The 25,941-nt window shown below is 46.4% G+C and carries 22 protein-coding genes; 14 read left to right on the top strand and 8 right to left on the bottom strand.

Features of this window, described 5'->3' with window-relative positions; all coding sequences use genetic code 11:
- The first annotated feature begins 252 nt into the window (after positions 1-252).
- From nudK to HMPREF3091_RS03020, 4 genes are all read left to right on the top strand, one after another.
- Complete coding sequence (nudK, locus tag HMPREF3091_RS03035) at positions 253-855, top strand: GDP-mannose pyrophosphatase NudK (RefSeq protein ID WP_004088940.1); 603 nt, start codon at positions 253-255, stop codon at positions 853-855.
- Between the two features lie 208 nt (positions 856-1,063).
- Positions 1,064-3,343 carry an NADP-dependent oxaloacetate-decarboxylating malate dehydrogenase gene (gene maeB / locus HMPREF3091_RS03030; protein WP_070714173.1) on the top strand — a complete coding sequence of 760 codons (2,280 nt, stop codon included), beginning with the start codon at positions 1,064-1,066 and terminating at the stop codon, positions 3,341-3,343.
- 72 nt (positions 3,344-3,415) lie between these two features.
- A complete protein-coding gene (locus tag HMPREF3091_RS03025; protein ID WP_070714170.1) occupies positions 3,416-3,880 on the top strand; it encodes a GNAT family N-acetyltransferase in 465 nt (154 codons plus the stop codon).
- Positions 3,881-3,970: 90 nt separating this feature from the next.
- On the top strand, positions 3,971-4,813 hold the full coding sequence (locus HMPREF3091_RS03020; protein ID WP_070714168.1) for a ChaN family lipoprotein: 843 nt from the start codon (positions 3,971-3,973) through the stop codon (positions 4,811-4,813).
- Positions 4,814-5,012: 199 nt separating this feature from the next.
- On the opposite strand, the gene HMPREF3091_RS03015 is transcribed toward HMPREF3091_RS03020, so the two are convergent.
- Positions 5,013-6,659: a methyl-accepting chemotaxis protein gene (locus tag HMPREF3091_RS03015; RefSeq protein WP_070714165.1), complete on the bottom strand. Its 1,647-nt coding sequence runs from the start codon at positions 6,657-6,659 to the stop codon at positions 5,013-5,015.
- Positions 6,660-7,006: 347 nt separating this feature from the next.
- The gene (locus HMPREF3091_RS03010; RefSeq protein ID WP_070714161.1) at positions 7,007-7,765 is read right to left on the bottom strand and encodes an SDR family NAD(P)-dependent oxidoreductase; all 759 of its coding nucleotides are present in this window, start codon (positions 7,763-7,765) and stop codon (positions 7,007-7,009) included.
- 122 nt (positions 7,766-7,887) lie between these two features.
- Between HMPREF3091_RS03010 and HMPREF3091_RS03005 the strand changes: the two genes are divergently transcribed.
- Positions 7,888-8,793 (top strand): LysR family transcriptional regulator, encoded by a 906-nt coding sequence (locus HMPREF3091_RS03005; protein ID WP_070714177.1) that lies wholly within the window; start codon positions 7,888-7,890, stop codon positions 8,791-8,793.
- A 19-nt stretch (positions 8,794-8,812) separates the two neighbouring features.
- Here the strand turns inward: HMPREF3091_RS03005 and HMPREF3091_RS03000 are convergent, their stop codons facing one another.
- Complete coding sequence (locus HMPREF3091_RS03000) at positions 8,813-9,721, bottom strand: LysR family transcriptional regulator (RefSeq protein ID WP_004088771.1); 909 nt, start codon at positions 9,719-9,721, stop codon at positions 8,813-8,815.
- Positions 9,722-10,102: 381 nt separating this feature from the next.
- Between HMPREF3091_RS03000 and HMPREF3091_RS02995 the strand changes: the two genes are divergently transcribed.
- The 5 genes from HMPREF3091_RS02995 to eco all read left to right on the top strand — a co-directional run bounded on the left by HMPREF3091_RS02995 (position 10,103) and on the right by eco (position 15,780).
- On the top strand, positions 10,103-10,744 hold the full coding sequence (locus HMPREF3091_RS02995) for a hydrolase (RefSeq protein WP_004088768.1): 642 nt from the start codon (positions 10,103-10,105) through the stop codon (positions 10,742-10,744).
- Positions 10,745-10,811: 67 nt separating this feature from the next.
- Positions 10,812-11,354: an antibiotic biosynthesis monooxygenase gene (locus HMPREF3091_RS02990; protein WP_004088765.1), complete on the top strand. Its 543-nt coding sequence runs from the start codon at positions 10,812-10,814 to the stop codon at positions 11,352-11,354.
- Between the two features lie 27 nt (positions 11,355-11,381).
- Entirely contained in the window at positions 11,382-13,250 is a 1,869-nt protein-coding gene (locus HMPREF3091_RS02985) for an amidohydrolase (protein WP_070714159.1), read from the top strand.
- A 191-nt stretch (positions 13,251-13,441) separates the two neighbouring features.
- Positions 13,442-15,034: an ABC-F family ATPase gene (locus tag HMPREF3091_RS02980; RefSeq protein WP_040012360.1), complete on the top strand. Its 1,593-nt coding sequence runs from the start codon at positions 13,442-13,444 to the stop codon at positions 15,032-15,034.
- A gap of 233 nt (positions 15,035-15,267) precedes the next feature.
- Positions 15,268-15,780, top strand: a complete 513-nt coding sequence (eco, locus tag HMPREF3091_RS02975) for a serine protease inhibitor ecotin (RefSeq protein ID WP_004088757.1) — start codon at positions 15,268-15,270, stop codon at positions 15,778-15,780.
- Between the two features lie 56 nt (positions 15,781-15,836).
- On the opposite strand, the gene HMPREF3091_RS02970 is transcribed toward eco, so the two are convergent.
- Both HMPREF3091_RS02970 and leuE read right to left on the bottom strand, forming a co-directional pair.
- Positions 15,837-16,190 (bottom strand): helix-turn-helix domain-containing protein, encoded by a 354-nt coding sequence (locus tag HMPREF3091_RS02970; protein WP_035502031.1) that lies wholly within the window; start codon positions 16,188-16,190, stop codon positions 15,837-15,839.
- A gap of 535 nt (positions 16,191-16,725) precedes the next feature.
- Positions 16,726-17,361 (bottom strand): leucine efflux protein LeuE, encoded by a 636-nt coding sequence (gene leuE / locus HMPREF3091_RS02965; RefSeq protein WP_004088748.1) that lies wholly within the window; start codon positions 17,359-17,361, stop codon positions 16,726-16,728.
- 360 nt (positions 17,362-17,721) lie between these two features.
- Between leuE and HMPREF3091_RS02960 the strand changes: the two genes are divergently transcribed.
- The gene (locus HMPREF3091_RS02960; RefSeq protein WP_070714155.1) at positions 17,722-19,176 is read left to right on the top strand and encodes a phospholipase D family protein; all 1,455 of its coding nucleotides are present in this window, start codon (positions 17,722-17,724) and stop codon (positions 19,174-19,176) included.
- Positions 19,177-19,255: 79 nt separating this feature from the next.
- On the opposite strand, the gene murP is transcribed toward HMPREF3091_RS02960, so the two are convergent.
- Positions 19,256-20,707 carry a PTS N-acetylmuramic acid transporter subunit IIBC gene (murP, locus tag HMPREF3091_RS02955; RefSeq protein WP_070714152.1) on the bottom strand — a complete coding sequence of 484 codons (1,452 nt, stop codon included), beginning with the start codon at positions 20,705-20,707 and terminating at the stop codon, positions 19,256-19,258.
- 2 nt (positions 20,708-20,709) lie between these two features.
- Complete coding sequence (murQ, locus tag HMPREF3091_RS02950) at positions 20,710-21,618, bottom strand: N-acetylmuramic acid 6-phosphate etherase (protein WP_070714149.1); 909 nt, start codon at positions 21,616-21,618, stop codon at positions 20,710-20,712.
- Positions 21,619-22,658: 1,040 nt separating this feature from the next.
- Between murQ and HMPREF3091_RS02945 the strand changes: the two genes are divergently transcribed.
- The 3 genes from HMPREF3091_RS02945 to HMPREF3091_RS02935 all read left to right on the top strand — a co-directional run bounded on the left by HMPREF3091_RS02945 (position 22,659) and on the right by HMPREF3091_RS02935 (position 24,409).
- A complete protein-coding gene (locus tag HMPREF3091_RS02945) occupies positions 22,659-23,402 on the top strand; it encodes a winged helix-turn-helix domain-containing protein (RefSeq protein ID WP_070714146.1) in 744 nt (247 codons plus the stop codon).
- A complete protein-coding gene (locus tag HMPREF3091_RS02940) occupies positions 23,399-23,878 on the top strand; it encodes a hypothetical protein (protein WP_004088733.1) in 480 nt (159 codons plus the stop codon). Before HMPREF3091_RS02945 ends, HMPREF3091_RS02940 begins: the two co-directional genes overlap by 4 nt.
- 72 nt (positions 23,879-23,950) lie before the next feature.
- Positions 23,951-24,409 carry a hypothetical protein gene (locus HMPREF3091_RS02935; protein ID WP_004088731.1) on the top strand — a complete coding sequence of 153 codons (459 nt, stop codon included), beginning with the start codon at positions 23,951-23,953 and terminating at the stop codon, positions 24,407-24,409.
- Positions 24,410-24,537: 128 nt separating this feature from the next.
- On the opposite strand, the gene HMPREF3091_RS02930 is transcribed toward HMPREF3091_RS02935, so the two are convergent.
- Positions 24,538-25,941, bottom strand: a 1,404-nt coding sequence (locus HMPREF3091_RS02930; protein ID WP_210403538.1) for an Ig-like domain-containing protein, incomplete at its 5' end; no start/stop codon positions are given.

The following is a 25,941-nucleotide window of genomic DNA, read 5'->3' as shown; positions in this document are numbered from 1 at the left end:
CTCGGATAAAAAGCGCGAGGATTGAAGGGGCGCGGCTGGCGCCCCTCATCGGTCGCCTTCGGCAGCGGTGTCATGGAAACGCATGTGCTGACTGGCGAACGAAATATTTCACTACAATCCCATAGAAGATTAGCGTTCCAAACCGGAGCGGAAATCCATCCCACATAGCCCCCAACTTAAATCTCATTTAGCACGCGCAATCATTCCCAATTATCTGTTCTCGCCTTATATTGCTTCTTCCGCTCGAATCTAATGAGCCCCGCATTCGTAAGGGAGTTGTACTGCGTGAAAATTGAAATGATCAGCAATCGAGTTTTATCCGATCATTGGGCAGTTCTGCGTCAATACACCTATGATTTAACTCGGCATAATGGCGGTACTGTTCGCCAGATGCGCGAGGTTTATGACCGTGGAAATGGTGCCACGTTGTTGTTATACAGCGTGGAAAAAAAGAGCGTAGTGCTTATCCGTCAGTTTCGTATTCCGACCTATCTCAACGGCAACAGCGACGGCCTGTTGATCGAAACCATTGCCGGTCTGCTGGATAACGATGCACCCGAGGATTGCGTGCGGCGTGAGGCGATGGAAGAAACCGGTTTTGACGTCGGCGAAGTGACCAAGGTATTTGAAGCCTACATGTCTCCCGGCGGTGTCACCGAAATTATTCACTTCTTTGTGGCTCCGTATACTCATAGCCAAAAAGTGGCGGCCGGTGGTGGAATCGAAGATGAAGATATCGAAATTTTAGAGCTCCCTTTCCAACAAGCTCTCGATATGATTAAGAGCGGCGAAATCAAAGATGGCAAAACCATCATGCTGTTACAGTATGCCCAAATTCAGGGCTGGATGAATTAACCTGCTTTTGGCTCGGCGTAAACGCGCTGAGCCACTCTTCTAATGCCCTCCACAATATGTCCTGTTCGTTTCCTAGCCATGAGTAAATTGTTGCAATAAATAAAACTTTTTGTTTTCTGCTTTATGGCACGCTTCATAGATTAAGTTGTTTTGCCCACTATACTGGTCTAGCGAAACCTAGCTCTTATAAAGCAAAAAGGACCCTACGATGGACGAACAATTAAAACGAAGTGCGCTTGATTTTCATGAGTTTCCGATTCCAGGCAAAATCCAAGTTGTGCCGACCAAGCCCCTCGCCACTCAGCGTGATTTAGCGCTCGCGTATTCACCGGGCGTGGCGGCTCCCTGTTTGGAGATCGCTGCCGATCCGCTTGCCGCTTATAAATACACCGCACGTGGAAATTTAGTGGCCGTTATCTCTAACGGTACCGCGGTGCTTGGCTTGGGGAACATTGGTGCACTCGCGGGTAAGCCTGTCATGGAAGGTAAAGGCGTCCTGTTTAAGAAATTCGCCGGAATCGATGTGTTCGATATCGAAGTTGATGAGCTCGACCCAGATAAACTGATCGACGTTGTGGCGGCATTAGAACCAACTTTTGGCGGCATTAACCTCGAAGATATCAAAGCGCCTGAGTGTTTCTATATCGAGAAAAAACTGCGCGAGCGGATGAAGATCCCCGTTTTCCATGACGATCAGCACGGTACAGCTATCATCTGTACCGCCGCCGTACTCAACGGTTTGCGCGTAGTGAAAAAACAGATTAGCGATGTGCGCCTTGTGGTTTCAGGCGCTGGCGCTTCAGCGATTGCCTGCTTAAACCTGCTGGTGGCGCTGGGATTGAAGCATGAAAATATTACCGCCTGTGATTCCAAAGGGGTTATCTATCAGGGGCGTGAAGAGAACATGGCTGAAAGCAAGCGCGCCTATGCTATTAAAGATAATGGCTGGCGTACGCTGTCGGATGCGATCCCGAATGCGGATATTTTCCTTGGCTGTTCTGGTCCAGGCGTAATGACTCAGGATATGGTGAAAACCATGGCGCGCGATCCGCTGATCCTTGCGCTGGCCAACCCTGAACCCGAAATTTTGCCACCATTAGCCAAAGCGGTACGTCCAGACGCAATTATCTGTACGGGGCGCTCAGACTTCCCGAATCAGGTGAATAACGTACTGTGCTTCCCATTCATCTTCCGCGGTGCGCTTGACGTGGGTGCAACCACCATTAACGAAGAGATGAAATTAGCCTGTGTACATGCTATCGCCGATTTGGCGCTGGCTGAGCAAAGTGATGTTGTGGCTTCTGCCTATGGCGATCAGGATCTCTCCTTTGGCCCTGAATACATCATTCCAAAACCGTTCGACCCTCGCCTCATTGTAAAAATCGCACCTGCGGTGGCAAAAGCCGCGATGGATTCTGGCGTAGCAACGCGACCCATCGAGGATTTTGATGCTTACATTGAGCATCTGACCGAGTTTGTTTACAAAACTAATCTGTTCATGAAACCGATTTTCTCACAGGCGAAAAAAGAGAAAAAACGTGTCGTGCTGGCGGAGGGGGAAGAGGAGCGCGTACTGCATGCGACGCAAGAGCTGGTTACGTTAGGTATCGCATCGCCGATTCTGGTTGGACGGCCCGATGTTATTGAGATGCGCCTGAAAAAGCTGGGGCTGCAAATTGAAGCCGGAAAAGATTTTGAGATTGTGAACAATGAATCCGATCCGCGCTTCAACGAATACTGGCGTGAATATTACGACATCATGAAACGTCGTGGCGTATCGCAGGAGCAGGCGCGCCGAGCGGTCATTGGTAATCCAACCCTGATCGCCGCCATTATGCTGCAACGGGGTGAAGCTGATGCCATGATTTGCGGTACGATTGGTAATTACCACGAACATTACGACGTGGTACACAACGTGTTCGGTTTCCGCGAAGGGGCACATGTTGCGGGGGCGATGAATGCGCTACTGCTGCCAAGTGGCAACACCTTTATCGCCGATACCTATGTGAACGACGACCCAACCGCCGAGCAGTTGGCTGAGATCACCCTGATGGCGGCTGAAACCGTACGCCGATTCGGGATTGAGCCTAAAGTGGCTCTGCTGTCTCATTCCAGCTTTGGTGCTTCAGATTGCCCTGCCGCGCGCAAAATGCGTCGTACATTGGAATTGGTCAACGAGGCTGCGCCAGAGCTTGAGATTGACGGTGAAATGCATGGTGATGCCGCATTGGTGGAAAGCATCCGTAATGATGTGATGCCTGACAGCCCTCTGAAAGGCGCAGCCAACATTTTGATTATGCCAAATATGGAGGCCGCGCGTATTAGCTATAACCTGTTGCGCGTCTCCTCTTCGGAAGGTGTGACCGTCGGGCCGGTGTTAATGGGGGTAAGTAAGCCCGTGCATATTCTGACGTCTATTGCTTCGGTTCGCCGTATCGTCAATATGGTGGCGCTGTCCGTGGTTGAGGCGCAGACGAAGCCGCTATAAAGCTGTTATTGTTGGGTTTTCTAATGCCGCCAACGGTCAGTTGACGGCATTTCAATTGCTGAGGGAATTGCTATGTTGATTGAAAAAATTGACGATAACTCACCCTATATCCCACAAATAGCCGCATTGCTGCATTGGGAATGGTCAAGCTTGCCACGCTGGAGCACGCAGGAGGGAATTCAGCAGCGCTTTATCAAACGTAATCATCCCGATAGCGAGGAGTTTACGTTGGTTGCTTGCGTTGAAGATGGGCAATTGCTAGGCACGGCCAGCGTTATTGTGCATGAGTTGGATGATCGTCCTGAACGCCGATTTTGGCTTGGTGAAGTTTTTACGCCGCCAGAACATCGCGGTAAAGGCGTTGGCTCGGCGCTTACCAAAGCCTGTGTGGCACAGGCGCAGCAAAAAGGCATAAAACAGCTTTATCTTTATACGCCCGATCAGCAAAAGCTCTATCAACGATTAGGCTGGAAGGAGATCGAGAAACGCGAAGTTTCTGGTGAATGGGTTTCAGTGATGAGCTTAGATCTCGATTAGCGAACGTTATCCGCTGCCGGTGAATGCCATATGACAATGATTATCATTAAGTTTAAACTATAGGAAATTTAATGACTCAAAGGTTATGGCATGAAAAAGATTGGACTACTGGCGGCGGCTTTTTTACTGAGCGCCTGTGGCATGGGTCAGCACACCCAGACTATCCATACGGTGCCGCAGGATAATATTGTTGATCTCCATAGCGGACAGAAACTCACGCCGCAGCAATTGTTAGCCAAACTCCGCGATCGCCCGCGCGTTATTGTGGGGGAAAAACACGACAATCTTCAACATCATCAAATCGAGCAATGGCTGGTTGAGTCTTTACCGCGCCAGCGAACGCAGGGCAGTGTTCTGATGGAGATGATTACGCCGAGCCAGCAAGACAAGGTCAATGCGGTAAAAGACCAGTTAAAGCAGGGGAAATCGTTGACCGGTCAGCAGATTACAGAACAAACAGCATGGCAGAAAGGTTGGAAGTGGGAACTGTATTCCGGCGTCACAACCGCGGCGTTAGCGGGTTCATATCCACTACTGTCAGCTAATCTCGATCGCAGCGAAATCAAAAAATTCTATGAGCATCCACTTGCGGTTACCGGTGCGCTGAGTACCCAGCCTTCGGTACGTGAAGCGATAGCTAAAACGATTGAAGAATCCCATGGCGGTAAGTTAGAACCTAAACAGGCAGAGGCCATGCTCGCTATTCAACAACAGCGCGATCGCCGCATGGCTGAAAGCTTACTTGCTGCACCGACGCCAGCGTTGCTTATCGTTGGTGGGTATCATGCCAACCGAGCATTAGGCGTACCGCTTCATGTCGAAGATATTGCGCCTATGACCGAACTCACGGTGGTGATGCTAGCGGAAGAGGGCGTAAAGGTTGATAAAAGTAACGCGGATTTTGTGTGGTATACAAGGAAAGCTAAACCATAAATAGACATAACGATGCAGCTTTGTGGTGTATCGGCGTGATATTCCATCCTTCACGCTTTTATCCAAAGCGGCATCTAAGCGTCGCGGCAGGCCACATCCCTGTGGCCTTTTTACCCAACATGAGCGTCTGCAGCAAGTTAGGCGTATGGAATATGACACTGTACGTCATTTAGCCTTAGATTCAATGTATTCCCCTACCTCAAAAGCTATCCCAATTCTCTCCGTTATCTTCAACGACCGCTTTCAGTTTCGGCGCAGGCGTAGCCTGTGGCTGAACGCGCGCGACCGCAGGCGCTGATGTGGAAAGTTTGAAAAGGGAAACGGTTTGATTCAGGCGGTCGGCCTGATCTTCCAATGCGCTTGCGGCGGAGGCTGATTGCTCAACCAGAGCGGCGTTTTGCTGGGTGACTTTATCCATTTCGTTAACCGCCTGCGCAATTTGCGCAATTCCACGGCTCTGCTCTTCGGAAGCACTTGAGATTTCTTGCATAGTTTCGGTGACTTGGCCAATGGAGGTGACAATTTCTGTCATGGCTCCGCTGACGTTTTCCACCAGATCGTTGCCCTGACCGACGCGCAATACCGATGCATCAATCAGCGTTTTGATCTCTTTAGCCGCTTGAGCACTACGCTGCGCCAAGCTACGAACTTCACCCGCGACAACGGCAAAACCACGGCCTTGCTCGCCGGCGCGAGCCGCTTCTACTGCCGCATTCAGTGCCAATATATTGGTTTGGAAGGCGATGCCGTCGATGACGCTGGTGATATCACCGATTTTGCGTGAACTATCCGCGATATCGCTCATGGTGACGACCATTTTGCGGGTAATTTCACCGCCGTTGACCGCGCTTTGCGATGCTCGTTTCACCAGTGAAGTCGCTGCACTTGCGCTTTCAGCATTGTTTTTCACCGTTGCAGAGAGTTGCTCCATGCTAGCGGCCGTCTCTTCCAACGAACTGGCTTGTTCTTCAGTGCGGCTTGACAGATCGCTATTGCCTGCGGCAATTTCTTGCACGCCGGTATAAATATTCTGTGTGCCAGCACGAACAGCGCTAACGGTATTTGCCAGCTCATTGCGCATATGGCTGAGCCCCTGCATCAGTTTTCCGATTTCGTTATTTCCGCTGGCGTTAATTTCAATGGCTAAATTTCCGTGTGCGATCTCAGCCTGATAGTCAATGACCTGATTAATTTTGTTGAGTACATATTTTCTGATCCAAACCAGCACCGCGCCTGTTAGCAGAACAAAGACGAAAATAAATGTCAGGGATAACGGCACCATCTGGCGATAACTGGCCTGCGCCGCGTCCGCGGCAGGTGTAATAATATCGTTAGCAACATAGGCAGAAGTATCATCAAGCGCAGACATAAAATGCATGGCCGAACTATTATGCATAATTGATTGGAAACGTACGATATCGCTATTTTCTAGACTAATAATTAATTGCAACAGATCGCCACGTGCTTTTTCATACAAATTTTTGACGTTCTTGGTGCGCTCGTTTTCGTTCTGGTTTGAATGCGACAGTTGATAGAATTTTTCCATCAATTGATCGACTTCGGTGAGGCGCTGGCGCAATTCACCAAGGGACTTTTTGGCCTCATTGCTTTGTGGCTGGGTGGCTAGCATCAGCGCATCTTTAAGAACCTCTTCACGGATTTCGGTAACCGACGCGTAAGCGTTATCCATTGCCATGATTTGATTAAAGCCGGAAGAGATTTGCGTGAGGCGATTATTGGTTCCGGAGGCGTCTAGAATGCTCCATGCACCGGAGAATATCTGAATAATGCAGAATAGGGCTAAAACCCCCATTAAGCCTTGGGAGATTTTTAATCGTTCGAACATAGCACAACCTGAAATTTTAATGAGATGCCAATACGGCAAATAGCACTCGCTTTGCCGCGGGAAGTGCTCTTTGTTTTCGGCAGGTTGAGGTAAAACTTTAGTGATTAAAGAAAATCTGATTATCGTGGTGATATTTATCTGTGAGTTTTAACTTTCAATTTTTAGATGAAACATAAATATAACATTGAGCTGTTTTTTATTCAGTGGAAAACCCAGGGGTATATATTTGGATTGAACTAAAAGCAGGCTTATCTTTTCATTTAAACTCAATAAGCATGTATTTATATGAAGAACCCTCCCACAACGAGTGGGAAGGGGGGAAGGTGAAAAGCGCGGCGTTGCTGAAATTATAGGAACATCCCGCCAGATGCCTCAATACGTTGTCCATTCACCCAGTTAGCATTGTCAGAAAGCAACATGCTAACGGCTTTACCAATATCTTCTGGTAGTCCTACGCGACCCAGCGCCGTCTGTGATGCAATGAAGGCGTTAACTTCTTTATTGTCGCGTACCACTCCGCCGCCAAAATCGGTTTCAATTGCGCCTGGCGCCAAGATATTCACGCTAATCCCGCGCGCGCCTAACTCTTTCGCCTGATAGCGGGTGAGTACTTCCATTGCGCCTTTCATGGCGGCATAGGCGGCAAAACCGGGCAGAACAAAGCGGCTGAGACCGGTAGAAATGTTCAGAATACGCCCACCGTCGACCATAACGGGCAGCAGAGTTTGGGTGAGAAAGAAGGGGCCTTTAAGCTGGATGTTCATCAACTGATCGAACTGCTGTTCACTGGTTTCAGCAAAAGGAGCATTGATGCCAATACCGGCATTGTTAACCAAAAAATCGATAGTATGGCGTCCCCACTGTTGTTTGAGCGTTTGCTCTAAACCCTGACGAAAATCGGCAAATGTGGAAATTTGGCTGACATCTAGCGGTAAAGCCGCGCTTTTAGCTCCGGCTTGCTGGATTTGCTGTACCACATTTTCAGCTTCCTGCTGCTGGCTACGGTAGGTGATAATGACATCAATTCCATGAGCTGCTAGGTGCAACGCCATGCTTTTACCCAAGCCACGACTCGCGCCGGTGATCAATGCAATTTTATTGCTCATATCTAAAACCCTCGTGTTAGGAGTCGCCTGAGTTAGCGATGTCGATAAGCATATTGTTTGTTTTAAGCGAGATAAACATGCTAAAAATGACCACACTGTTCATTTAAATAGAATAATTGATGATGGATAAAATCAGCGCCATGCAGGTATTTGTTAGCGTAGCTGAGTTGTCTAGCTTTAGCCGCACGGCTGAGCGATTAGGACTGCCTAAGGGCTCGGTGTCGGGCGCTATTCAGCAATTGGAAAACCAGTTTGGTACCCAGCTTCTGCACCGCACGACTCGCAAAGTCACGCTTACGCAGGATGGACATCGTTGTTATGAGCGCTGTAAAGGTTTGCTAGCTGATATTGATGAACTAGAGAGCCTATTTCGAGCATCTGGCGCGCCTCTCACTGGCCGCCTACGCGTTGATATGCCAAGTGGGTTAGCCAAAATTGTCATCCAGCAGTCTTTGGCCGACTTCTTGGCGGCCCACCCCGAGCTGGAATTAGAGCTCAGCAGCAGCGATCGACGCGTGGATCTCATACAGGAAGGTTTTGACTGTGTGGTTAGAGTAGGAACGCTGCAGGATTTGGGTTTGATCGCTCGCCCTTTAGGTCAATTGCAAATGATTAACTGTGCGAGCCCAGCTTATTTGCAAAAGTATGGCTGTCCGCAAAACGCCACCGATCTCCAGTCTCATCAGATGGTTCACTACCAAAACGCTCAAGTTGGGCAGAGCGATAGGTTTGAGTTCGTTACTGCGCAGGGGGATGTGCAGCAGGTGGAGATGAAAGGAGCGTTAACAGTTAACAGCACTGAATCCTATTCCGCAGCCTGCATCGCGGGGCTGGGTATCATTCAGGTGCCCATTATTGGTGTGCAGCCTGCGTTGGATGCCGGTACATTAGTGGCGATCCTTCCTCAATTATCACCGCCGCCGATGCCTGTCTCGCTGTTGTATCCGCATCGCAGAAATTTGGCGAGGCGGGTACAAGTTTTTATGGACTGGATGTCAGACATTATTCGCCAGCAATATACGCAATAGATGTGCTGTGTTTTGAGGTTTACTCGTAGCTGTACATATGTTGGATAAGTTCGCTGTTTAGAATTTTTTCACGCCACCAGCGAGATGCGATCCCTTCTGAGGTATTACACCACCCTAAATACGCGAGATCTTTCTGGCGACTAGATGTCGTTTGCTTGGCTACTAGCACTCCGCTTTTTAAATAAGGTTCAACAATATGGCGTGGCATAAAACCGCAGCCTAAACCTGAAATCAGCGCCAGCAGTTTATGATTGAAATCATAAACCACCATTCGTTCTTGCTCTTGCAAATAATTTGTCGTCTGACCCGTACTGAATTTTGCTGTGTCACCGATAACAATAGCGCGATGTGTGCAAATCAACGTCGGATCAAGTGATTCATCAATTTTGGCTAGCGGATGTGCGGGAGATACGACAAACACATTTTCAAGCATACCTAGCATACGATAAGAGAATTCTGTTGATGTGGGAGGCTCATTGATGGCGCCGAGAATAATATCTGCGTCGTTTTGCGTTAACTGTTCCCATGAACCTGAAAGGGTATGATGAGTAAATCTGAGCTGTGTTAGACATCCAAGCTGATAAAACTCTTCAATCATTGGCAGCAGCAAATGAAATGGGAAAGAACCATCGATAGCGATAGTCAGCTCTTTTTCCCATCCTGATTCAATCTGAATCGCCTGTTTTTCTAAATCACGTGCGGCACTAAGAAGCACCCTACCTTTCTCTAAAACGACTTTACCTGTATCGGTAAATTTAGCTCTATGCCCGGAGCGGTCCAGTAGTTTGATGCTGAGATCATTTTCTAGCTTTTGCACCATATAGCTGAGTGCTGCGGGGGTTTTGAAGAGGGATTCTGCCGCTGCCGCAAAACTGCCGTGTTTTTCAAGCGCATCCAGAATCAGCAGAACATCTAAATTTACACGCATCGCGACCTTCTACTATTACTAAAAAGATAATCCTAGCATACGTAAATATTAAGTTTTGCATTGCTGGGAGTAAATCTAGGAAATTTCTTTTTGGGGTGGGGGGGCTTAATTAACGTTAACTCCCCCAATGGGTTACTGCCATGTATAGCACTATGTTCTATTTATAATGAGATTTTAGGTAAATTAAAATAGGTAAAGTGAAAAATATCAACAATACTATTAGTTCGATAATAATAAATAAGATTTTACTCAACATAAAATAACTTAATGAGTTGTTAGAAAATTCTAGCTATCAACCATTCTTATGAAACGTTTAGGATGAACCCTGTTCACAGAAAGTACGCATGTACGCTCTAACCTAATGATAATTAAGGATGCTTTATGTCAATTCGTGAATTAATCGATCCTCAAAACTCTACCTTGATATTTATAGACCACCAGCCCCAAATGGCATTTGGTGTGGCTAATATCGACCGTCAAACCTTGAAAAATAATACAGTGGCATTGGCTAAAGCGGGCAAGATCTTCAATGTTCCAACGATTTATACCTCAGTCGAGACCAAAAGCTTCAGCGGTTATATTTGGCCAGAGCTGCTGGCTGTTCATCCTGAAATTAAGCCTATTGAACGCACTTCCATGAATTCATGGGAAGATAAGGCTTTTGTAGAAGCAGTGAAAGCAACGGGGCGCAAAAAATTAATTATTTCAGCATTGTGGACTGAAGTATGCCTAACGTTTCCAGCATTGATGGCTTTAGAGGAAGGTTTTGAAGTTTATGTGGTAACAGATACTTCAGGGGGGACTTCAGTTGATGCCCATGAGCGTGCCGTTGAGCGCATGGTACAAGCTGGCGCAGTACCCGTGACTTGGCAACAGGTTATGTTGGAATACCAACGTGATTGGTCGCGCAAAGAAACCTACGATGCCGTAATGGACTTAGTGCGCGAGCACAGCGGCGCCTATGGTATGGGCGTGGATTATGCTTACACTTTGGTGCATGGGGCTCCAGAACGTAAAGCGTAAACTCATTGCAACCTGCGGCGGGCGATGTTCCCGCCGATATCCCATTTTCCCATCAGGATGCCCCTAAATGGCAACAACCAATACCGTGACCTTGGCTATTACGCATAATTTGCAACCTAACCAAGCAAAAAGCTACGAGGAGTGGCTCGCACGCATCATGCCTGCCGCTCAGCAATTTCCGGGGCATCTGGGAGTGCATGTTATTAGGCCAGCAGCGGGCAGCGATGTTTATAACATTGTGATTCGTTTTGACACCTTGGATAACCTTTATGCATGGATAAACTCCGAGCAGCGTAAAACGCTGGTGGCCGAAGTCGCCCCGATTTTGGCACAGGCTGAGCATTATGAGGTGCGCACCGAGCCTGAATTTTGGTTTACGCCAAGTAGTCCAACGGTAAAGAAACCGAAGAAGTGGAAGCAGTTCCTGATCACGCTGCTAGTCATTTTTCCCAGCACAAATCTGGTGCCGAAGGTGACAGGAACTCTATTTCCCACGTTGAAAGGTTCCTTAGCATTGCACCTGATCAACGATGCCTGTGTCGTAGGACTGGTGGTGTTTATGTGGATGCCGCTGGTTACCCGGATATTTGCTGGTTGGCTGAAGAAGTAGCCGATCTTAGCGATAGGAGTAGGACTTATGTCTCAAAATGCTTCACTGATACTCACTAATGGTCAATTTCATACGCTTGATCGTGAAAATCCACGGGTGGATGCCGTAGCCATTAAGGACGGAAAAATTCTGGCCGCCAGCAGCATAGCCAAAGTGATGAGCTTTGCTGGTGATGAAACTCAGATTGTTGATTTAAAAGGTCATACCGTTATTCCTGGTTTAAATGACTCCCACTTACATCTGATTCGTGGTGGTTTAAACTATAACCTCGAACTGCGTTGGGAAGGGGTGCCTTCCCTTGCTGATGCGCTACGTATGCTGAAAGAGCAGGCCGATCGCACGCCGTCGCCACAGTGGGTGCGGGTTGTTGGCGGATGGACAGAGTTCCAGTTTGCTGAATGCCGAATGCCAACGATCGAAGAGCTAAATGAAGCCGCGCCAGATACTCCCGTCTTTGTGTTACATCTTTACGATCGAGCATTGTTAAATCGCGCTGCGTTAAAAGCCGTGGGATACACTAAAGACACGCCGAATCCTGTGGGCGGGGAAATCGTACGTGATGCAAAAGGCAACCCAACGGGGATGTTAATTGCAAAGCCTAATGCGATGATCCTGTATGCCACTTTAGCTAAAGGCCCTAAGCTCCCGTTGGAGATGCAGGTTAACTCTACCCGTCAGTTTATGCGTGAGTTAAACCGTTTGGGGGTGACGAGTGCGATTGACGCAGGGGGAGGATTTCAAAATTATCCAGAAGATTACGAAATCATTCAGCAGTTACATGACGAAAAACAGATGACCGTACGCATTGCGTATAACCTGTTCACGCAGCGTCCTAAGCAAGAATTGGATGATTTCCAGAAATGGACGGATATGCTGACGCCGGGGCAAGGTAGTGACTTTTATCGTGCGAATGGTGCAGGTGAAATGTTGGTATTTTCAGCGGCAGATTTCGAAGACTTCCTACAGCCGCGCCCTGATTTACCGGAAGATATGGAAGATGAATTGGAGCGCGTGGTTCGCCATTTGGTTGAGAATCGCTGGCCGTTCCGGATACACGCGACTTACAACGAATCTATTTCGCGTATGCTGAATGTGTTTGAGAAAGTGAATCGTGAAATCCCGTTCAGCGGTCTGCACTGGATTTTTGACCACGCAGAGACCATCACAGAGCAAAATATCGAACGCGTCAAAGCATTGGGGGGTGGCATTGCAGTACAGCATCGTATGGCGTTTCAGGGCGAGTACTTTGCTGAGCGCTATGGCATGGATGCGGTGAAACAGACTCCGCCGATTAGCAAAATGTTGGAGATGGGTGTTCCTGTGGGAATGGGAACCGATGCAACGCGTGTAGCCAGTTACAATCCATGGACCGCGTTGTACTGGTTGGTTTCTGGCCGCACCGTGGGGGGGATGGCGATGTACGATGACAACAATCGCTTATCGCGCGACGTTGCGTTAGAGCTATGGACTGCCGGGAGTGCTTGGTTTTCCAATGAACAAGGCAAAAAAGGTCGGATTCAGGCTGGGCAGTTAGCCGACATGGTCGTGTTATCTCAAGATTTCTTTAGTGTTCCAGAAGAAGCCATTAAGGGCATTGAATCCGTGATGACCATCGTGGATGGTAAAGTGGTATACGCCGCAGGTGCCTTTACTCCGCTAGCCCCGCCACCGATCCCTGTTGTGCCGGAATGGTCGCCGGTTGTGAGCGTGCCCGGACATTACCGCTCGGCTCCTCCTGTTGCCAATAAAACGGGCGTGATGGTGCAAACGCACCAATGCTGCGGTTCGTGTGGTGTGCATGGTCATTCACATGATAAAGCGCGTAAATCAGCGATCCCTGTTTCAGACGAGCAGGCATTCTGGGGGGCTTTAGGCTGCTCTTGCTTCTCATTCTGATTCAAACTCTGTGTTGAAGTGCTTGTAACTTAAGATGTTGCTGGGGGTAGCGGTATTCATTGCTAGATGCCGCTACCTTGCCTTCCTACACGGTTTTCATTATCTCCTTTTCCATCTTGCTCTCAAGGGCGATAAAAGCGCCAACTTATGGCATAATGTGCCCAAAATCACATTTGTTAAGAGTACTAGTCTTGTTAATCAGCAATAACATCACGATGCAGTTCGGCAGTAAGCCGTTGTTTGAAAACATTTCCGTCAAATTTGGCGGTGGTAATCGCTATGGTCTTATCGGAGCAAACGGCTGCGGTAAATCCACGCTGATGAAAATTCTCGGCGGTGATCTGGTACCAAGCGGCGGTAATGTCTTCCTAGATCCGAACGAGCGTCTGGGTAAACTGCGTCAGGACCAGTTCGCATTCGAAAATTATACCGTTATTGATACCGTTATCATGGGCCACACTGAACTGTGGGACGTGAAATCAGAGCGCGATCGCATCTATGCGCTGCCAGAAATGACCGAAGAAGAAGGCTATAAAGTCGCCGATCTAGAAGTTGTTTATGGTGAAATGGATGGGTATAGCGCAGAGTCTCGCGCCGGTGAACTTCTACTGGGCGTGGGTATTCCTGTTGAACAGCATTATGGTTTGATGAGCGAAATCGCTCCGGGTTGGAAATTGCGTGTGCTATTGGCTCAGGCGCTGTTTTCTAACCCAGATATCCTGTTGCTCGACGAACCTACCAACAACTTGGATATCGATACCATCCGTTGGCTGGAAACCGTGCTGAACGAACGTAACAGCACCATGATCATCATTTCCCATGACCGTCACTTCCTGAATATGGTGTGTACGCACATGGCCGACTTGGATTACGGCGAACTGCGCGTATATCCAGGTAACTACGATGAATATATGACGGCGGCAACACAGGCGCGCGAGCGTTTGATGTCTGATAACGCCAAGAAAAAAGCACAAATTTCCGAGCTGCAATCTTTTGTTAGTCGCTTTAGCGCCAACGCTTCTAAGTCTAAGCAGGCAACTTCGCGTGCGCGCCAAATTGATAAGATTAAGCTGGATGAAATTAAAGCGTCTAGCCGTCAGAATCCTTTCATTCGCTTCGAGCAGGACAAGAAACTGTTCCGTAATGCGTTGGAAATTGATGGCTTGAGCAAAGGTTTTGACAATGGTCCACTGTTTAAAAACCTAAGAATGCTGCTGGAAGTGGGTGATAAGCTGGCGGTTTTAGGTACTAACGGCGTGGGTAAATCCACCTTGCTGAAAACGCTGGTGGGCGAACTACAGCCAGACACGGGTTTTGCTAAGTGGTCTGAAAATGCCAATATCGGTTACTACGCGCAGGATCATGAAAGTGAATTTGCTGAAGACCTGACGCTGTTTGATTGGATGAGCCAGTGGAAACAGCCGAATGATGACGAGCAGGTGGTGCGCGGCTACTTAGGGCGTCTGCTGTTTAGCCAAGACGACATCAAGAAATCGGTGAAAGTGCTGTCCGGTGGTGAAAAGGGCCGTATGCTGTTTGGTAAGTTGATGATGCAGCGTCCAAATATTCTGGTTATGGACGAACCGACTAACCACATGGATATGGAATCCATCGAAGCGCTGAACATGGCGCTGGAGATGTACGAAGGCACTCTGATCTTCGTTTCACACGACCGTGAGTTTGTCAGCTCCTTGGCAACGCGTATTCTTGAAATTACGCCGACCAAGACGATTGATTTCTCCGGTAACTATGAGGATTATTTGCGCAGCCAAGGCGCAGAATAATTCAGTATAGATAAATAAGCATCGGCTAAATAAAGCTGTACCGTTTTACGGTACGGCTTTTTTTGTCTAACATTTTTATAGTGCTGTTTGGGTTATTTAGGACGATGTGTTTTCCCACCGCCTTTATCGCACTTCTCTAATTGGGATTAATAGGAATTAACCTATGATATATTTGTCTGGTCTATGATAATTTAGTTCAGTTAATATCATTATCAGAATAGTAGGGATATATAATGAACAAGATTTCAGCCGTATTAGCCAGCCTGTTGTTGGCATCTTCTGCCGGTGCAATTGCAGCCACCGCAGACTCCCATGAAGATATCAGTAAACAACCGTTGGAAAAGGTTGCGCCATATCCGCAGGCGGAGAAAGGCATGAGCCGTCAGGTTATTTACTTACCGAAGCAGGAAAATGAAAACAACTTTAAAGTTGAACTGATGATCGGTAAAACGATGGAAGTTGACTGCAACCACCATATGATGGGCGGAAAACTGGAAAGTAAAACGTTATCCGGCTGGGGCTATGATTATCTGGTAATGGATAAAATTTCCGAACCAGCATCAACCATGATGGCTTGCCCAGACAACACCAAACGCAGTGAATTTGTTATCGCTAATCTGGGCGATGCCGCAATGCAGCGTTATAACAGCCGACTGCCGATTGTGGTTTACGTGCCGCAGGGTGTCGATGTTAAGTACCGTGTATGGCAGGCTGATGCGAAACTGCAGGATTCAGTGAAAAAATAATGTCATTCCCCTCCTGACCCTCCTTAGTAAGGACGGTTGGGAGGGGATAGCACGGTCTAGCTGTCGCTCAATGGCGATGGGGTTTGTCTGAATAAGCCAGGAGAAGTACCGAAGCGCCTTTTGAATGCGCGGGTAAAAGTTTGCTGACTGTCAAAACCATACTGTAGCGTGATATCCATAATTTTTTTGTCTGTGCGTTTCAATTCCGCTGCCGCTCGCATTAAACGACGGTGGCGCACATAAGATGCCAGATTATCGCCAGTCACCTCTTTAAATAATCTTTGCAAATACCATTTAGAATATCCCGCTCGCTCGGCGATATCATCAATCACGATTCGCTTATCTAGATTTTGTTCTATCCATTCAGACAGTGACTCTACCAGCAGCTGATGTTGTCCTTTAGTGCTCAATTTAATCACCTTAGTCTGTGGTCTTGCACAAACAAAAAGATAAATTCCTGACCAGAGATACTACTGGACATGAAAATAAATTGAACAACAATTCAATAAGGATAAATATATTTTTGTAAAGTTATCTCAATAAAAATGCCAGAATAAATTCTGAGTAAAAGAGTGTTTGGATAATAAACAAATAAGGACGAAATATGAATTTCGTCTTATTAGGAAACAGAATGCTTGATTTTTATGAGAAGGATTGATTATTTCTGTTAACTCGCCTAACTTCACTTCTTTTCTTACCGCCGCAGCCTGCCGTGGATGTTATTCAATAATGCGTGTTCAGCTATGGCTATCGTAAAAAAGGCGACGAATCTGTTGTCTCTGTTGAGTGATGTAATACACTGAGCTTTGCGCATAAAAAAGCGCCATCACAGGTAACTTTGTTCGTTTAAGCTATCGGGTCTATCACACCGCGTGGTGCTCCCCTAAAATCGAGCTTAAGTGAACGATGTTACCATTTCAGGCGCTTTTCCTCATTTTCAGTTTGCTAGGCGGATGTGGCGAGCTTAGTCGCAAATCCTAAGAACAGCAGACCAACCATTGAGTTTCCCAGTTTTGCTAGGCGTTTCTTTTCGCTGAGGAAATGTGCCAGCGCGGCACCAGAGAAGATCAGCAGCGTCATGTAGCAGAAGCTAATCATTTCTAAAATAACCGCCAGAATCGCAAAAGAGACGCCGGTATGTGCATAATCCATATCAATAAACTGCACAAAGAACGAAACGTAAAACAGAATCGCTTTGGGATTCGTTAAACTTAGGGTGAGAGCTTTGCGGAACGTGTGCTCAGGCTCTTCTTTAGCGGCACTTTGCTCTTGGCCTTTTTTCGCCAACGTGCTGTAAAGGATTTTCAGCCCAAGATAGAGCAGATAAAGCGCACCTAACATTTTCACCAGCGAAAATAAAAACGGCGAAGAGCGGATGAGCGATGCAATACCGATGTAGGCGCAAAAGATGAGCACGGCGTCACCGATAAAAACGGCGAGAGCGGCCTTATAACCCTCTCTGACTCCCCGTGTAATACCGGTCTTGAGGACAAACAGCGTATTCGGCCCCGGTACCATAATGATGAAAATCGCACCTAGTACATATGTCCAGATATTGAGTACACCATAGCTCTCAAACACAACAACCTCACCCTTTGTTCACGCGATTAAAACGTTGTACATGCAGGGGCAAATCGCCCTTAGAATTGAAGGCGTATTGTACTCTTTTAAAAGGGTTTTGGCAGCAGAGTGTGATCTGTATAACATTTAGACACTGGAACATTTAATGTGCAGCTTACGCGTGGTGTTTACGCTCCTCTTTTTAAACAATAAATGCGTTATTGGCGGCAATTTATCGGCGAGCAATCTTTTGAGAAAAACCCTCTGCATGCGGTTTTCCTGCCATGCTATATTTTTAGCCTATGATGTATGCACACGGTTTGGCTTCGGTTTTATTCGATGGCCTCTTTTATAAGGGTGATTCTGTGAGTTATTTTTGCTATGAGCAATAAACCTGCTATCGAGACTCGCCTAGCCCGATTGATTCAGCCTTTATGTCAGCTTCATCCTGAACTCAGTGGCGTATACCCGCTAGAAAAAGGCAATGACGCCTTTGCTGCTCGCTATTTGCTGGCCAACATGACTGAAAAAACGCTGGATGTTCAGTACTACATTTGGCACAACGATATTTCCGGACGCTTACTGTTTAACGCCTTATTTCGTGCCGCTGAGCGTGGAGTAAAAGTGCGTTTGCTGCTGGATGACAATAACACTGGCGGGCTTGATGAGTCTTTGCGTCGCCTGAATGCTCATCCCAATATTAGCGTTAAATTATTCAATCCTTTCAAGCTGAGAAGGATGCGCTGCTTATGTTATTTGACTGACTTTAAACGGCTCAACCGTCGCATGCACAACAAAAGCATGACGTTTGATGGTCAGGCAACTATTGTTGGCGGGCGCAACGTGGGTGACGAATATTTTGGTATTGGCGATCAGGCGCTATTTTCCGACTTAGATGTGCTGGCCGTTGGGAAGGTGGTTGAGGACGTATGCCAAGATTTCGAGCGATATTGGCATTCAGCCTGTGTATCACCCGCCGAAGACGTGCTGGGTAAGGCTTCGGATTATCGCTATTTACACGGGTTAACGATTGCTGAAGTCGGGGGGCGGGCGAGAGCTAAAGAGTATCTAAAGCGTCTACGTGACAAATTGTTAGCGCGCCAAATGGAAAATAATCAGCTTTCGTTAACTTGGGCAAAAGTGCAGTTATTTAGTGACGATCCGCGAAAAGGGTTAGGGGAACTTGCTACCAAGGCGCTAATGGCTTCACGCCTGTTCGAGATGATTGGTGTGCCGAAAATTAGCATGGATATTATCTCTGCTTATTTTGTTCCCACGCGAACCGGTGTGTCACAGTTGGTTCATTTGTCGAAACAAGGTGTGAAGATCACCGTTCTGACTAATTCACTGGCGGCAAATGATGTGGCTATTGTCCATGCGGGTTATGCCAAATGGCGAAAAATGCTGCTGCGCTGTGGAATCGAACTCTTCGAAATGAAAGCGAACGAAAGCGAAGATTTTACGCGTAATGACCGCCTACGTGACCGCGGTTTAACGGGGCATTCTGGCTCGAGTTTGCATGCGAAAACCTTTGCCGTTGATGGCAAGCTCGTATTTGTTGGATCTTTTAATTTTGACCCGCGTTCTGCACGACTAAATACCGAGATGGGATTTGTGATTCAGAGCGAATCGTTAACGACGTTGACCCATCAACGCTTTATTGCCAGTTTGCACGATAAAGCCTTTCAGCTAATGCTCACTCGGCGAAGGAAAATTCACTGGATAGAATATGAAAACGGCAAGGAATACATTCACCGTAAAGAACCGGATAGCCCGTTATACAAACGTATTTTGGCGCGTATTGCCTATTATTTGCCGATAGAGTGGATGCTGTAACTCATGTGAAACCTGCGCTCCTTTAGTCAACAAGGCGCGCAGGCTTAAAAACCAAGACATTTGTTAAACGTATTTCTGTTTAAGTCAAATCGACGTTTTTGCAGCCGAAAAGTAGGGTGAAAATAAATCCAGCGGCATACGAGATAAATACTCCAGCAATATAAACCATGATCCCCGCGTAGATCCCCTGTGAAGACGTCATCAGTGGTATTGAAACCAACCCCGATGGACCAAATACGGTATTTAAGCCGATGGGTAATCCCATATAAGCCACTAAACCGATAAAGAATCCCCCTACGGCACCGCCGAAGCAGGCGGTAATAAAAGGCTTCAAGCGTGGTAGCGTTACGCCATAAATTAACGGTTCGCCAATTCCGAGCAGGCCGGGGAATATTGCGCCTTTGATTTGCAAGCGTAACGTAGAACCTGGTTTGGCTTTGAGATAAAGGGCCAATGCAGCGCCAACTTGTCCCGCACCAGCCATGGCAAGAATAGGGAATAGTGAGTTAAAACCCTGCGCATCCATCAGCGCAAAATACACCGGTACAAATCCTTGATGAATGCCGAATACTACTGCGATTAAAAAGAGTCCAGCCAGCAGCGCGGTGCCGAAAGGATTGCCATTTAAATGCAGGAATAGCCATGACATGCCTTTAAATAGTTCAACACCAATCGGCATGATAACGACATAGGTTACCGCGCCGGTAATAAGCAACGTGATGGATGACGTGAGGATCATATCGAGATTATCGGGAATGATTTTACGCACTTTGCGTTCAACCCACGCGCCGAATATACAAGCGAGAAGTACGCCAATAATATTGCCGCGCGGGTCAATGACCAGCCCAAAGAAATTATCGATACCTGCGTAATAACCGACGGTGCCTTCTGCGCTGTAGCGCAAGATAAATAATGAGGCAATAATGGCACCGTTAACGCCGGTGCCGCCAAAGGCTTTTTGGGCATTAAAGCCGATAAGAATACTCAGAAAGGTAAATAAACCCATGCTGAATATTTTCATATAGCCAATCAGGCCCGTCAGCCACAGCGGTGCGGTGCTTCCTTCGAGGACGAGTGTCTGCTGTAACAGCGTAGCAATACCGAGCAGTAAACCTGCCGCGATAAAACCGGGGATCAACGGAGTAAAAATGGTGGCGAATTTGGTTAAGAAACTGTGGAACCCGCTCGTTTGTTTACTCTTGAGCTGCTGCTTATTGGCGGCGGCGAGCGTATGCAAATCAGCTGGCGTAGCTTCTCTCTCTTGGCTGGCGTGATTCTGAGCAAGCAATGCGTTCATCATTTCACTGGCTGTTTGCGCTTTGCCAGGGCCAAGAACAATTTGTAGTTGGTCATTACCTTCGATAACGCCCATCACGCCGGGAACTTTTTTTAATTCACCGTGATCGACAAGACTGCGCTCATGCAGGGTAAGACGCAGTCTTGTCATGCAGTTTCCGCACAGGGCAATGTTTTGGCTGCCACCGACACATGTCAGAATTTGCACGATCGTGGCATCCGTTATTTTTGCCATAGTTAAACCCCTTTAGCACCTAATGCCTGGCGAATAAACCCGTTATTTTGTGTCAAAACAGCGCTGGCCTCAGCGGCTGACAGCTGGCCGAGGATCATTAGAATGGCTGTTTTGCAGTGTCTTTCACATTCGCTAAGTGCTTTGATGGCGGTGCTGCGATCACAATCCGTAGCCTGCATCACGATATCAATCTGACGTTGCACCAGTTTGGCGTTGGTCGCTTCAACGTCCACCATCAAATTGCCATAGACTTTTCCGCTACGGATCATGGCGCCAGTAGTAAGCATATTGAGCACCATTTTTTGTGCAGTACCGGCTTTCATTCTTGAGGAGCCGGTTACCACTTCGGGTCCCACCACGGCTTCAAGAGCGATATCGGCTAATTGACCCATGGCGCTATTAGCGTTGCAGGTCAGTGAAACGACGGTTGCTCCTTGAGTACGCGCATATTTCATTGCACCAATGACGTACGGAGTGCGTCCACTGGCGGCAATCCCCACGACAACATCACGTTCACCAACCTGATTCTCTATCATGTCCTGTTCGCCGAGAGCGACATTATCTTCGGCATTTTCAACGGCGCGTAAAATCGCGGTATGCCCACCGGCAATAAGACCTACCACTTGTTCTCGCGGAGTTCCGTAGGTAGGAGGGCATTCACTGGCATCCAGAATACCGAGACGCCCCGAGGTTCCAGCTCCGCAATAAATTAGGCGGCCACCTTGAGCGAACGCGTGAGTGATGGCGTCTACGGCTTGGGCTATTTGCGGTAGGATGCGCTCTACGGCTAACGCGACTTTCTGATCCTCCTGATTGATGATGGTCAGCATGTCTAGCGTCGATAGGGTGTCAATGTTTTCACTGGCGGTATTACGGCCTTCGGTTTGAAGGCGAGATAAATCAATGTTCATGTTGGTATTCTCTGTGGTGCAACGTTAAGGAGTAAATTATTCCTATAATTGAAAGATATAAAGAATTAATCATCTCAAGCGGGTCATTCTGGTCTGTTTAACGCGATCATTTTTGTGGCATCGGTGGCATAACATAATGGTGAAAAAATCATCGCAGTGGCTTCACTGCCGCGACTACTGCATAAAATATGATCGCTGATTTACTTTTTATGCACCTATTACAGGAAAATCGCGATAGATATCGTGGTTTTATTTATCGTCAACCAGAATAGGGTAGAACGGTTGATGTAGGACAGCAATATTCCACGTTGCTTTTATGTTATGAATATTTTAAGTTAAATGATAATGGAAACGAATTGAAGGGCACTGACAAAGTTAATATGATTATAGACTGATGTTTTTTCACTCTGATCTTGATGAATTAAGAATAATTACGCTATCACACTGCTGTTAACCAATATTTAAATCTATGCTGCAGACAGAAAACGAAAAAAATGGTCGTGAGAGTGTGGATGATGTAGGTTTATATTTTAATGACCGCCGCTGAAATAATAATGCTCTTGTGAAAAAAAAGAGATGAAACTTGATTTTTACTGGCAATTAATGCGGTAATTTTCCTAAAAACTATCACTTTTTCTCAAAGTTACGTCTCTATCAAATTATGGCTAATATTCTGTTTGAAGTGCACGTGGCAGACTATTTATCCACATTGCTATTATAATTTATTTATAATTGGATTTTTTATCTATTTAGCGTAGTGAAATTCTGAAATAAAATTTTTATAAAAACTATAAATCACACACATCACATGTTTTACCCCTTCGTTTTAATTTGAGATGATTCTTATGATGTCGCGTTGTTCAGGTAAAACTAGAGCAATATAGGGATAAATCTGTGGGGATGAATATGTGAAAGATTCTCATCTATAAGATTATAACGAAACTATTTCTCATCACTATAAAGCAGAAAAACCATCTGTTGTTATAGCTAATTTTCTCTGATACGAGAGTCGTAAATTGAATCATTATAGTGTGAAAATTATGATTTATAAGATTAGTGATACGGTGAGATTTAAACCCGCTGACGGAGCTATCTGGAGTATTGATAGTCCTGAACAGGTGATAAATCTTACGATTACCAACTGCAACCTGTTATGCATGCTGCTCAACAATAAAGGCGTTATTCTTTCTAGAGAGAATATTTTAGAAGATATATGGGATAAGCAAGGGTTACGATCGTCAAATAACACACTAAATCAATACATTTCTATTCTCAGAAGAACGTTTTCTCTTTTAGGCATAGATGAGGAAGTCATTAAAACCATTCCTAAGGTCGGTTTTTGTTTTAATGAAGCGATAAGTGTGGAGAAAGAGTATAGCCCTGTACCTTCAGAAATTGCCACGAGGGAGAGTGCACCAAAAGAGAGAACACAATATTATTTCTATAGGGTAATGATGTCTATTTTAACTTTATGCATTCTGGCGCTTATCGCCTATGTTTTATCTCAAAACAAAAAGTTTAGCTTAGAGACATCAACCTCGGGGGTGGGTCAGTATGATACTTGCGAGATCAGGGTATTACCTCAGTATACGCGCGGCCAATCCCGTGATCTTCTCGAGGCTTCTAACGACCTGATAAAACGGAACAATATAAAATGCTTACCAGGAAAGGAATTTATTTCCAAGCCAGAAAGTCGCGGAAGTGGTAGGGCATTTCTCGCCGAGTGTGTTGTTGATAAAAAGAGAAATGAATACTTTTTTTGTAAAGGATACTATACAAAATGAATAATAAAATTATTGTGTTAGCTATTTTGTCTTTTACTCTCATTTTTGAAATTGTTTATGTTTCTGTCATCTACGAGCCATCATACAACTTTTCATGTAATAACGAGTTCACTTATAGAGATGATGAGAGTCACGATATACTTGACGGGAATATTTCTCTGAGCTTAAACAATAAAATGCAGGGGCATGCTGAGATCATTGGGTATCTGACGAGGAACGGAGCTTCGCAAGATATCATTAGAAGCGTTGATTTCAAATATCGTGTCATATCGCCAAAAAAACTCGTTATTTATGATGCAAGGCTGGTGACCTATTCTCATGATTCTGTTGAAGAGTCGTTTGCACCAGAGCCTATACTCGACTTTCTCTTTTTTAGATATAAAGACCTAAAAGAAATTAATATCAATGTTAATAAGGTTAAAAATACTTATTTATTTGGTCGGGCAAATAACTTTGTGTTTGCCTGTACATCATAGGTTTTGTTGGTCGCTAGATTCTTTCTTTATGGTTTAAGTCAACATACCTACATTTTTATAAAAGGATGCTATATGAATAAAAGGCAGGTCAGTATATTGATAACCGGAGCCGCATTTTTGTTAGCGGGTTGCTCGTCATCAAATAAAACAAACCAAAACTACCAAGGGAACGATCTTGAATATGACTATTTTTATGCTAACAGTCAGCTAAGCCCTACGGAGGAGAATACGCCCCCGAAGGGGGGCGTGGTTGGAGGGAATTCATATTCTTCAACGAACAATAAATGCATGGATAACTATAATTTTCTTCGCGAAGAGAATGCGCCTCAGTATCCAAGGTATGCTGAGGATTACAGTAAGATTACCGAAGGATTTAAGTTTTTAAACTCAAACAAAAACATTATGGATAAGGATGCCAAGAAAATTTATACCATGCAGCTCAAGATGAAATTGGAAACTTTGTGCTCGAAAATCCAGTATTCTAGTTTCATTCTGGTGAATGAAAAACGCCACAACCTCTCTGATATTTAATGCGGTGCCAAGCACTTGTCTGAATGATGAGTGCTTGTTTTATTGATATTATTTCCCCTACCATAAAAAAATGGCGCTAAATACTTTTAGCGCCATTTGTCGTTAGATAAACCTTTTAATGATAGGTGTTAGCTACATTCACCTCTGCTGCTAGAACTATTGATTGAATTGACGACGCTAACATCGGTCTGGCCTGAAGTGGTATCAATCTTGAATACCGTCCAGTTAGCCATGTTGCCAGTGCTTCCTGCATCTTCAATATTAAAGTCCTGAGTGGTGCCGTCAGATAAATAAAGCTTCACTTTTGCGCCGCCATAGCTTTGTGGTGAGCCTGTAAATCTATTGACCACGTAGCAATAGACACCAGGATGTAGGCTGTTCACGGTGATTGTCTCTGGTCCGTTGCCATTTCTTGCGTCAACATCAAGGACAGCATCGGCCCCTGTGGGGGATTTAGATTCGTAATTCACCTTGATCATCGTGCTTGGCGCACCTACCTTTGGCACCCACAGATAGGAGTCTAAATCGGCTGGTGTACTTCCCCAAGTCAGGACGATACGCGCAGCTTTACCATCGAGATTTGGTGACAGAACGAAGTTCTGCTCAAGATCGAGAACGTCCTGTACGTCTACCGTTGCATTCTGCGTAATAAACCCAGTCGCGCTCGCTTTCGCATAATAGACGCCCTGTGGAAGATTGCTAATGGTGTATTTGCCATCGGATCCGCTGGTTGCCGAATAGGCTGGCGTGGTATCGCTCTGAGACAAGAAGAGTTCAATTTTGGTATTAGGCACTACAGCATTGTTGACTGCGTTGGTCGTCGCACCATGCAGCGTGACGAGTTGAGCCTTAAAGTTGACTTTCTTATCTGCATTAACTGCCGCACCGCTTCCGATGGAAGCTGATACCTGAACCAGCAGCGCCTCGGTTTTGGTACTTTTTAGGGCGATAGTCGCTTTACCGTTGACGTCAGTCTCACTGCTTGAAGCCAGTACGACCGAGTTGCCTTTGTCTTGGGACCAAGTGACTGTGGCACTAGGCACCAGATTTCCATGCGCATCTTTTACCAGTGCATCAAAGGTAAAGAAGTCGGTTCCATTGGCAACTTTGTCAGTTACCGTATCAACCAGTGTCACTTCTGTCACGATAGCCGTCGTGATATCTGCCACAAAGGTTGTGTTTACCGTTTGACTATGACCATTGGTCGTCGCAGTCACTTTCGATACTCCCGCAGTGACGTTAGTCAGCGTTGTCGTCGCCAAACCATTTTCATCGGTGTTGGTTGACGTGGTGGTGACCGTCGCGCCGTTATCCGCAGTGAAGGTAATGGCAACATTCGGAACCACGTTGCCGTTCGCATCGGTAACCTTGGCTTGAACAGCGTTGGTGTCCGTGCCGTTGGCTTTGGCATTGTCAGTCGTGACCGTCAAATTGCCACTGATAATGGTTGCTGTCCCGTCGTCTGCCACAAAGGTGGTGTCGACGCTCTGGCTGTGACCATTAATGGTGGCGGTGACCTTACTGATACCGGC

The organism is Hafnia sp. HMSC23F03 (assembly GCF_001816025.1).
Taxonomy (GTDB): Bacteria; Pseudomonadota; Gammaproteobacteria; order Enterobacterales; family Enterobacteriaceae; genus Hafnia; species Hafnia paralvei.
This window is presented reverse-complemented; position numbering and strand designations above follow the sequence as displayed.

What these genes read in the sequence shown, in the direction of transcription:
- nudK (WP_004088940.1), top strand. Translation starts at nt 253, where the DNA reads ATGAGCCCCGCATTCGTAAGGGAGTTGTACTGCGTGAAAATTGAAATG.
- maeB (WP_070714173.1), top strand. Translation starts at nt 1,064, where the DNA reads ATGGACGAACAATTAAAACGAAGTGCGCTTGATTTTCATGAGTTTCCG.
- HMPREF3091_RS03025 (WP_070714170.1), top strand. Translation starts at nt 3,416, where the DNA reads ATGTTGATTGAAAAAATTGACGATAACTCACCCTATATCCCACAAATA.
- HMPREF3091_RS03020 (WP_070714168.1), top strand. Translation starts at nt 3,971, where the DNA reads ATGAAAAAGATTGGACTACTGGCGGCGGCTTTTTTACTGAGCGCCTGT.
- HMPREF3091_RS03015 (WP_070714165.1), bottom strand. Translation starts at nt 6,659, where the DNA reads ATGTTCGAACGATTAAAAATCTCCCAAGGCTTAATGGGGGTTTTAGCC.
- HMPREF3091_RS03010 (WP_070714161.1), bottom strand. Translation starts at nt 7,765, where the DNA reads ATGAGCAATAAAATTGCATTGATCACCGGCGCGAGTCGTGGCTTGGGT.
- HMPREF3091_RS03005 (WP_070714177.1), top strand. Translation starts at nt 7,888, where the DNA reads ATGGATAAAATCAGCGCCATGCAGGTATTTGTTAGCGTAGCTGAGTTG.
- HMPREF3091_RS03000 (WP_004088771.1), bottom strand. Translation starts at nt 9,721, where the DNA reads ATGCGTGTAAATTTAGATGTTCTGCTGATTCTGGATGCGCTTGAAAAA.
- HMPREF3091_RS02995 (WP_004088768.1), top strand. Translation starts at nt 10,103, where the DNA reads ATGTCAATTCGTGAATTAATCGATCCTCAAAACTCTACCTTGATATTT.
- HMPREF3091_RS02990 (WP_004088765.1), top strand. Translation starts at nt 10,812, where the DNA reads ATGGCAACAACCAATACCGTGACCTTGGCTATTACGCATAATTTGCAA.
- HMPREF3091_RS02985 (WP_070714159.1), top strand. Translation starts at nt 11,382, where the DNA reads ATGTCTCAAAATGCTTCACTGATACTCACTAATGGTCAATTTCATACG.
- eco (WP_004088757.1), top strand. Translation starts at nt 15,268, where the DNA reads ATGAACAAGATTTCAGCCGTATTAGCCAGCCTGTTGTTGGCATCTTCT.
- HMPREF3091_RS02960 (WP_070714155.1), top strand. Translation starts at nt 17,722, where the DNA reads ATGAGCAATAAACCTGCTATCGAGACTCGCCTAGCCCGATTGATTCAG.
- murP (WP_070714152.1), bottom strand. Translation starts at nt 20,707, where the DNA reads ATGGCAAAAATAACGGATGCCACGATCGTGCAAATTCTGACATGTGTC.
- murQ (WP_070714149.1), bottom strand. Translation starts at nt 21,618, where the DNA reads ATGAACATTGATTTATCTCGCCTTCAAACCGAAGGCCGTAATACCGCC.
- HMPREF3091_RS02945 (WP_070714146.1), top strand. Translation starts at nt 22,659, where the DNA reads ATGATTTATAAGATTAGTGATACGGTGAGATTTAAACCCGCTGACGGA.
- HMPREF3091_RS02940 (WP_004088733.1), top strand. Translation starts at nt 23,399, where the DNA reads ATGAATAATAAAATTATTGTGTTAGCTATTTTGTCTTTTACTCTCATT.
- HMPREF3091_RS02935 (WP_004088731.1), top strand. Translation starts at nt 23,951, where the DNA reads ATGAATAAAAGGCAGGTCAGTATATTGATAACCGGAGCCGCATTTTTG.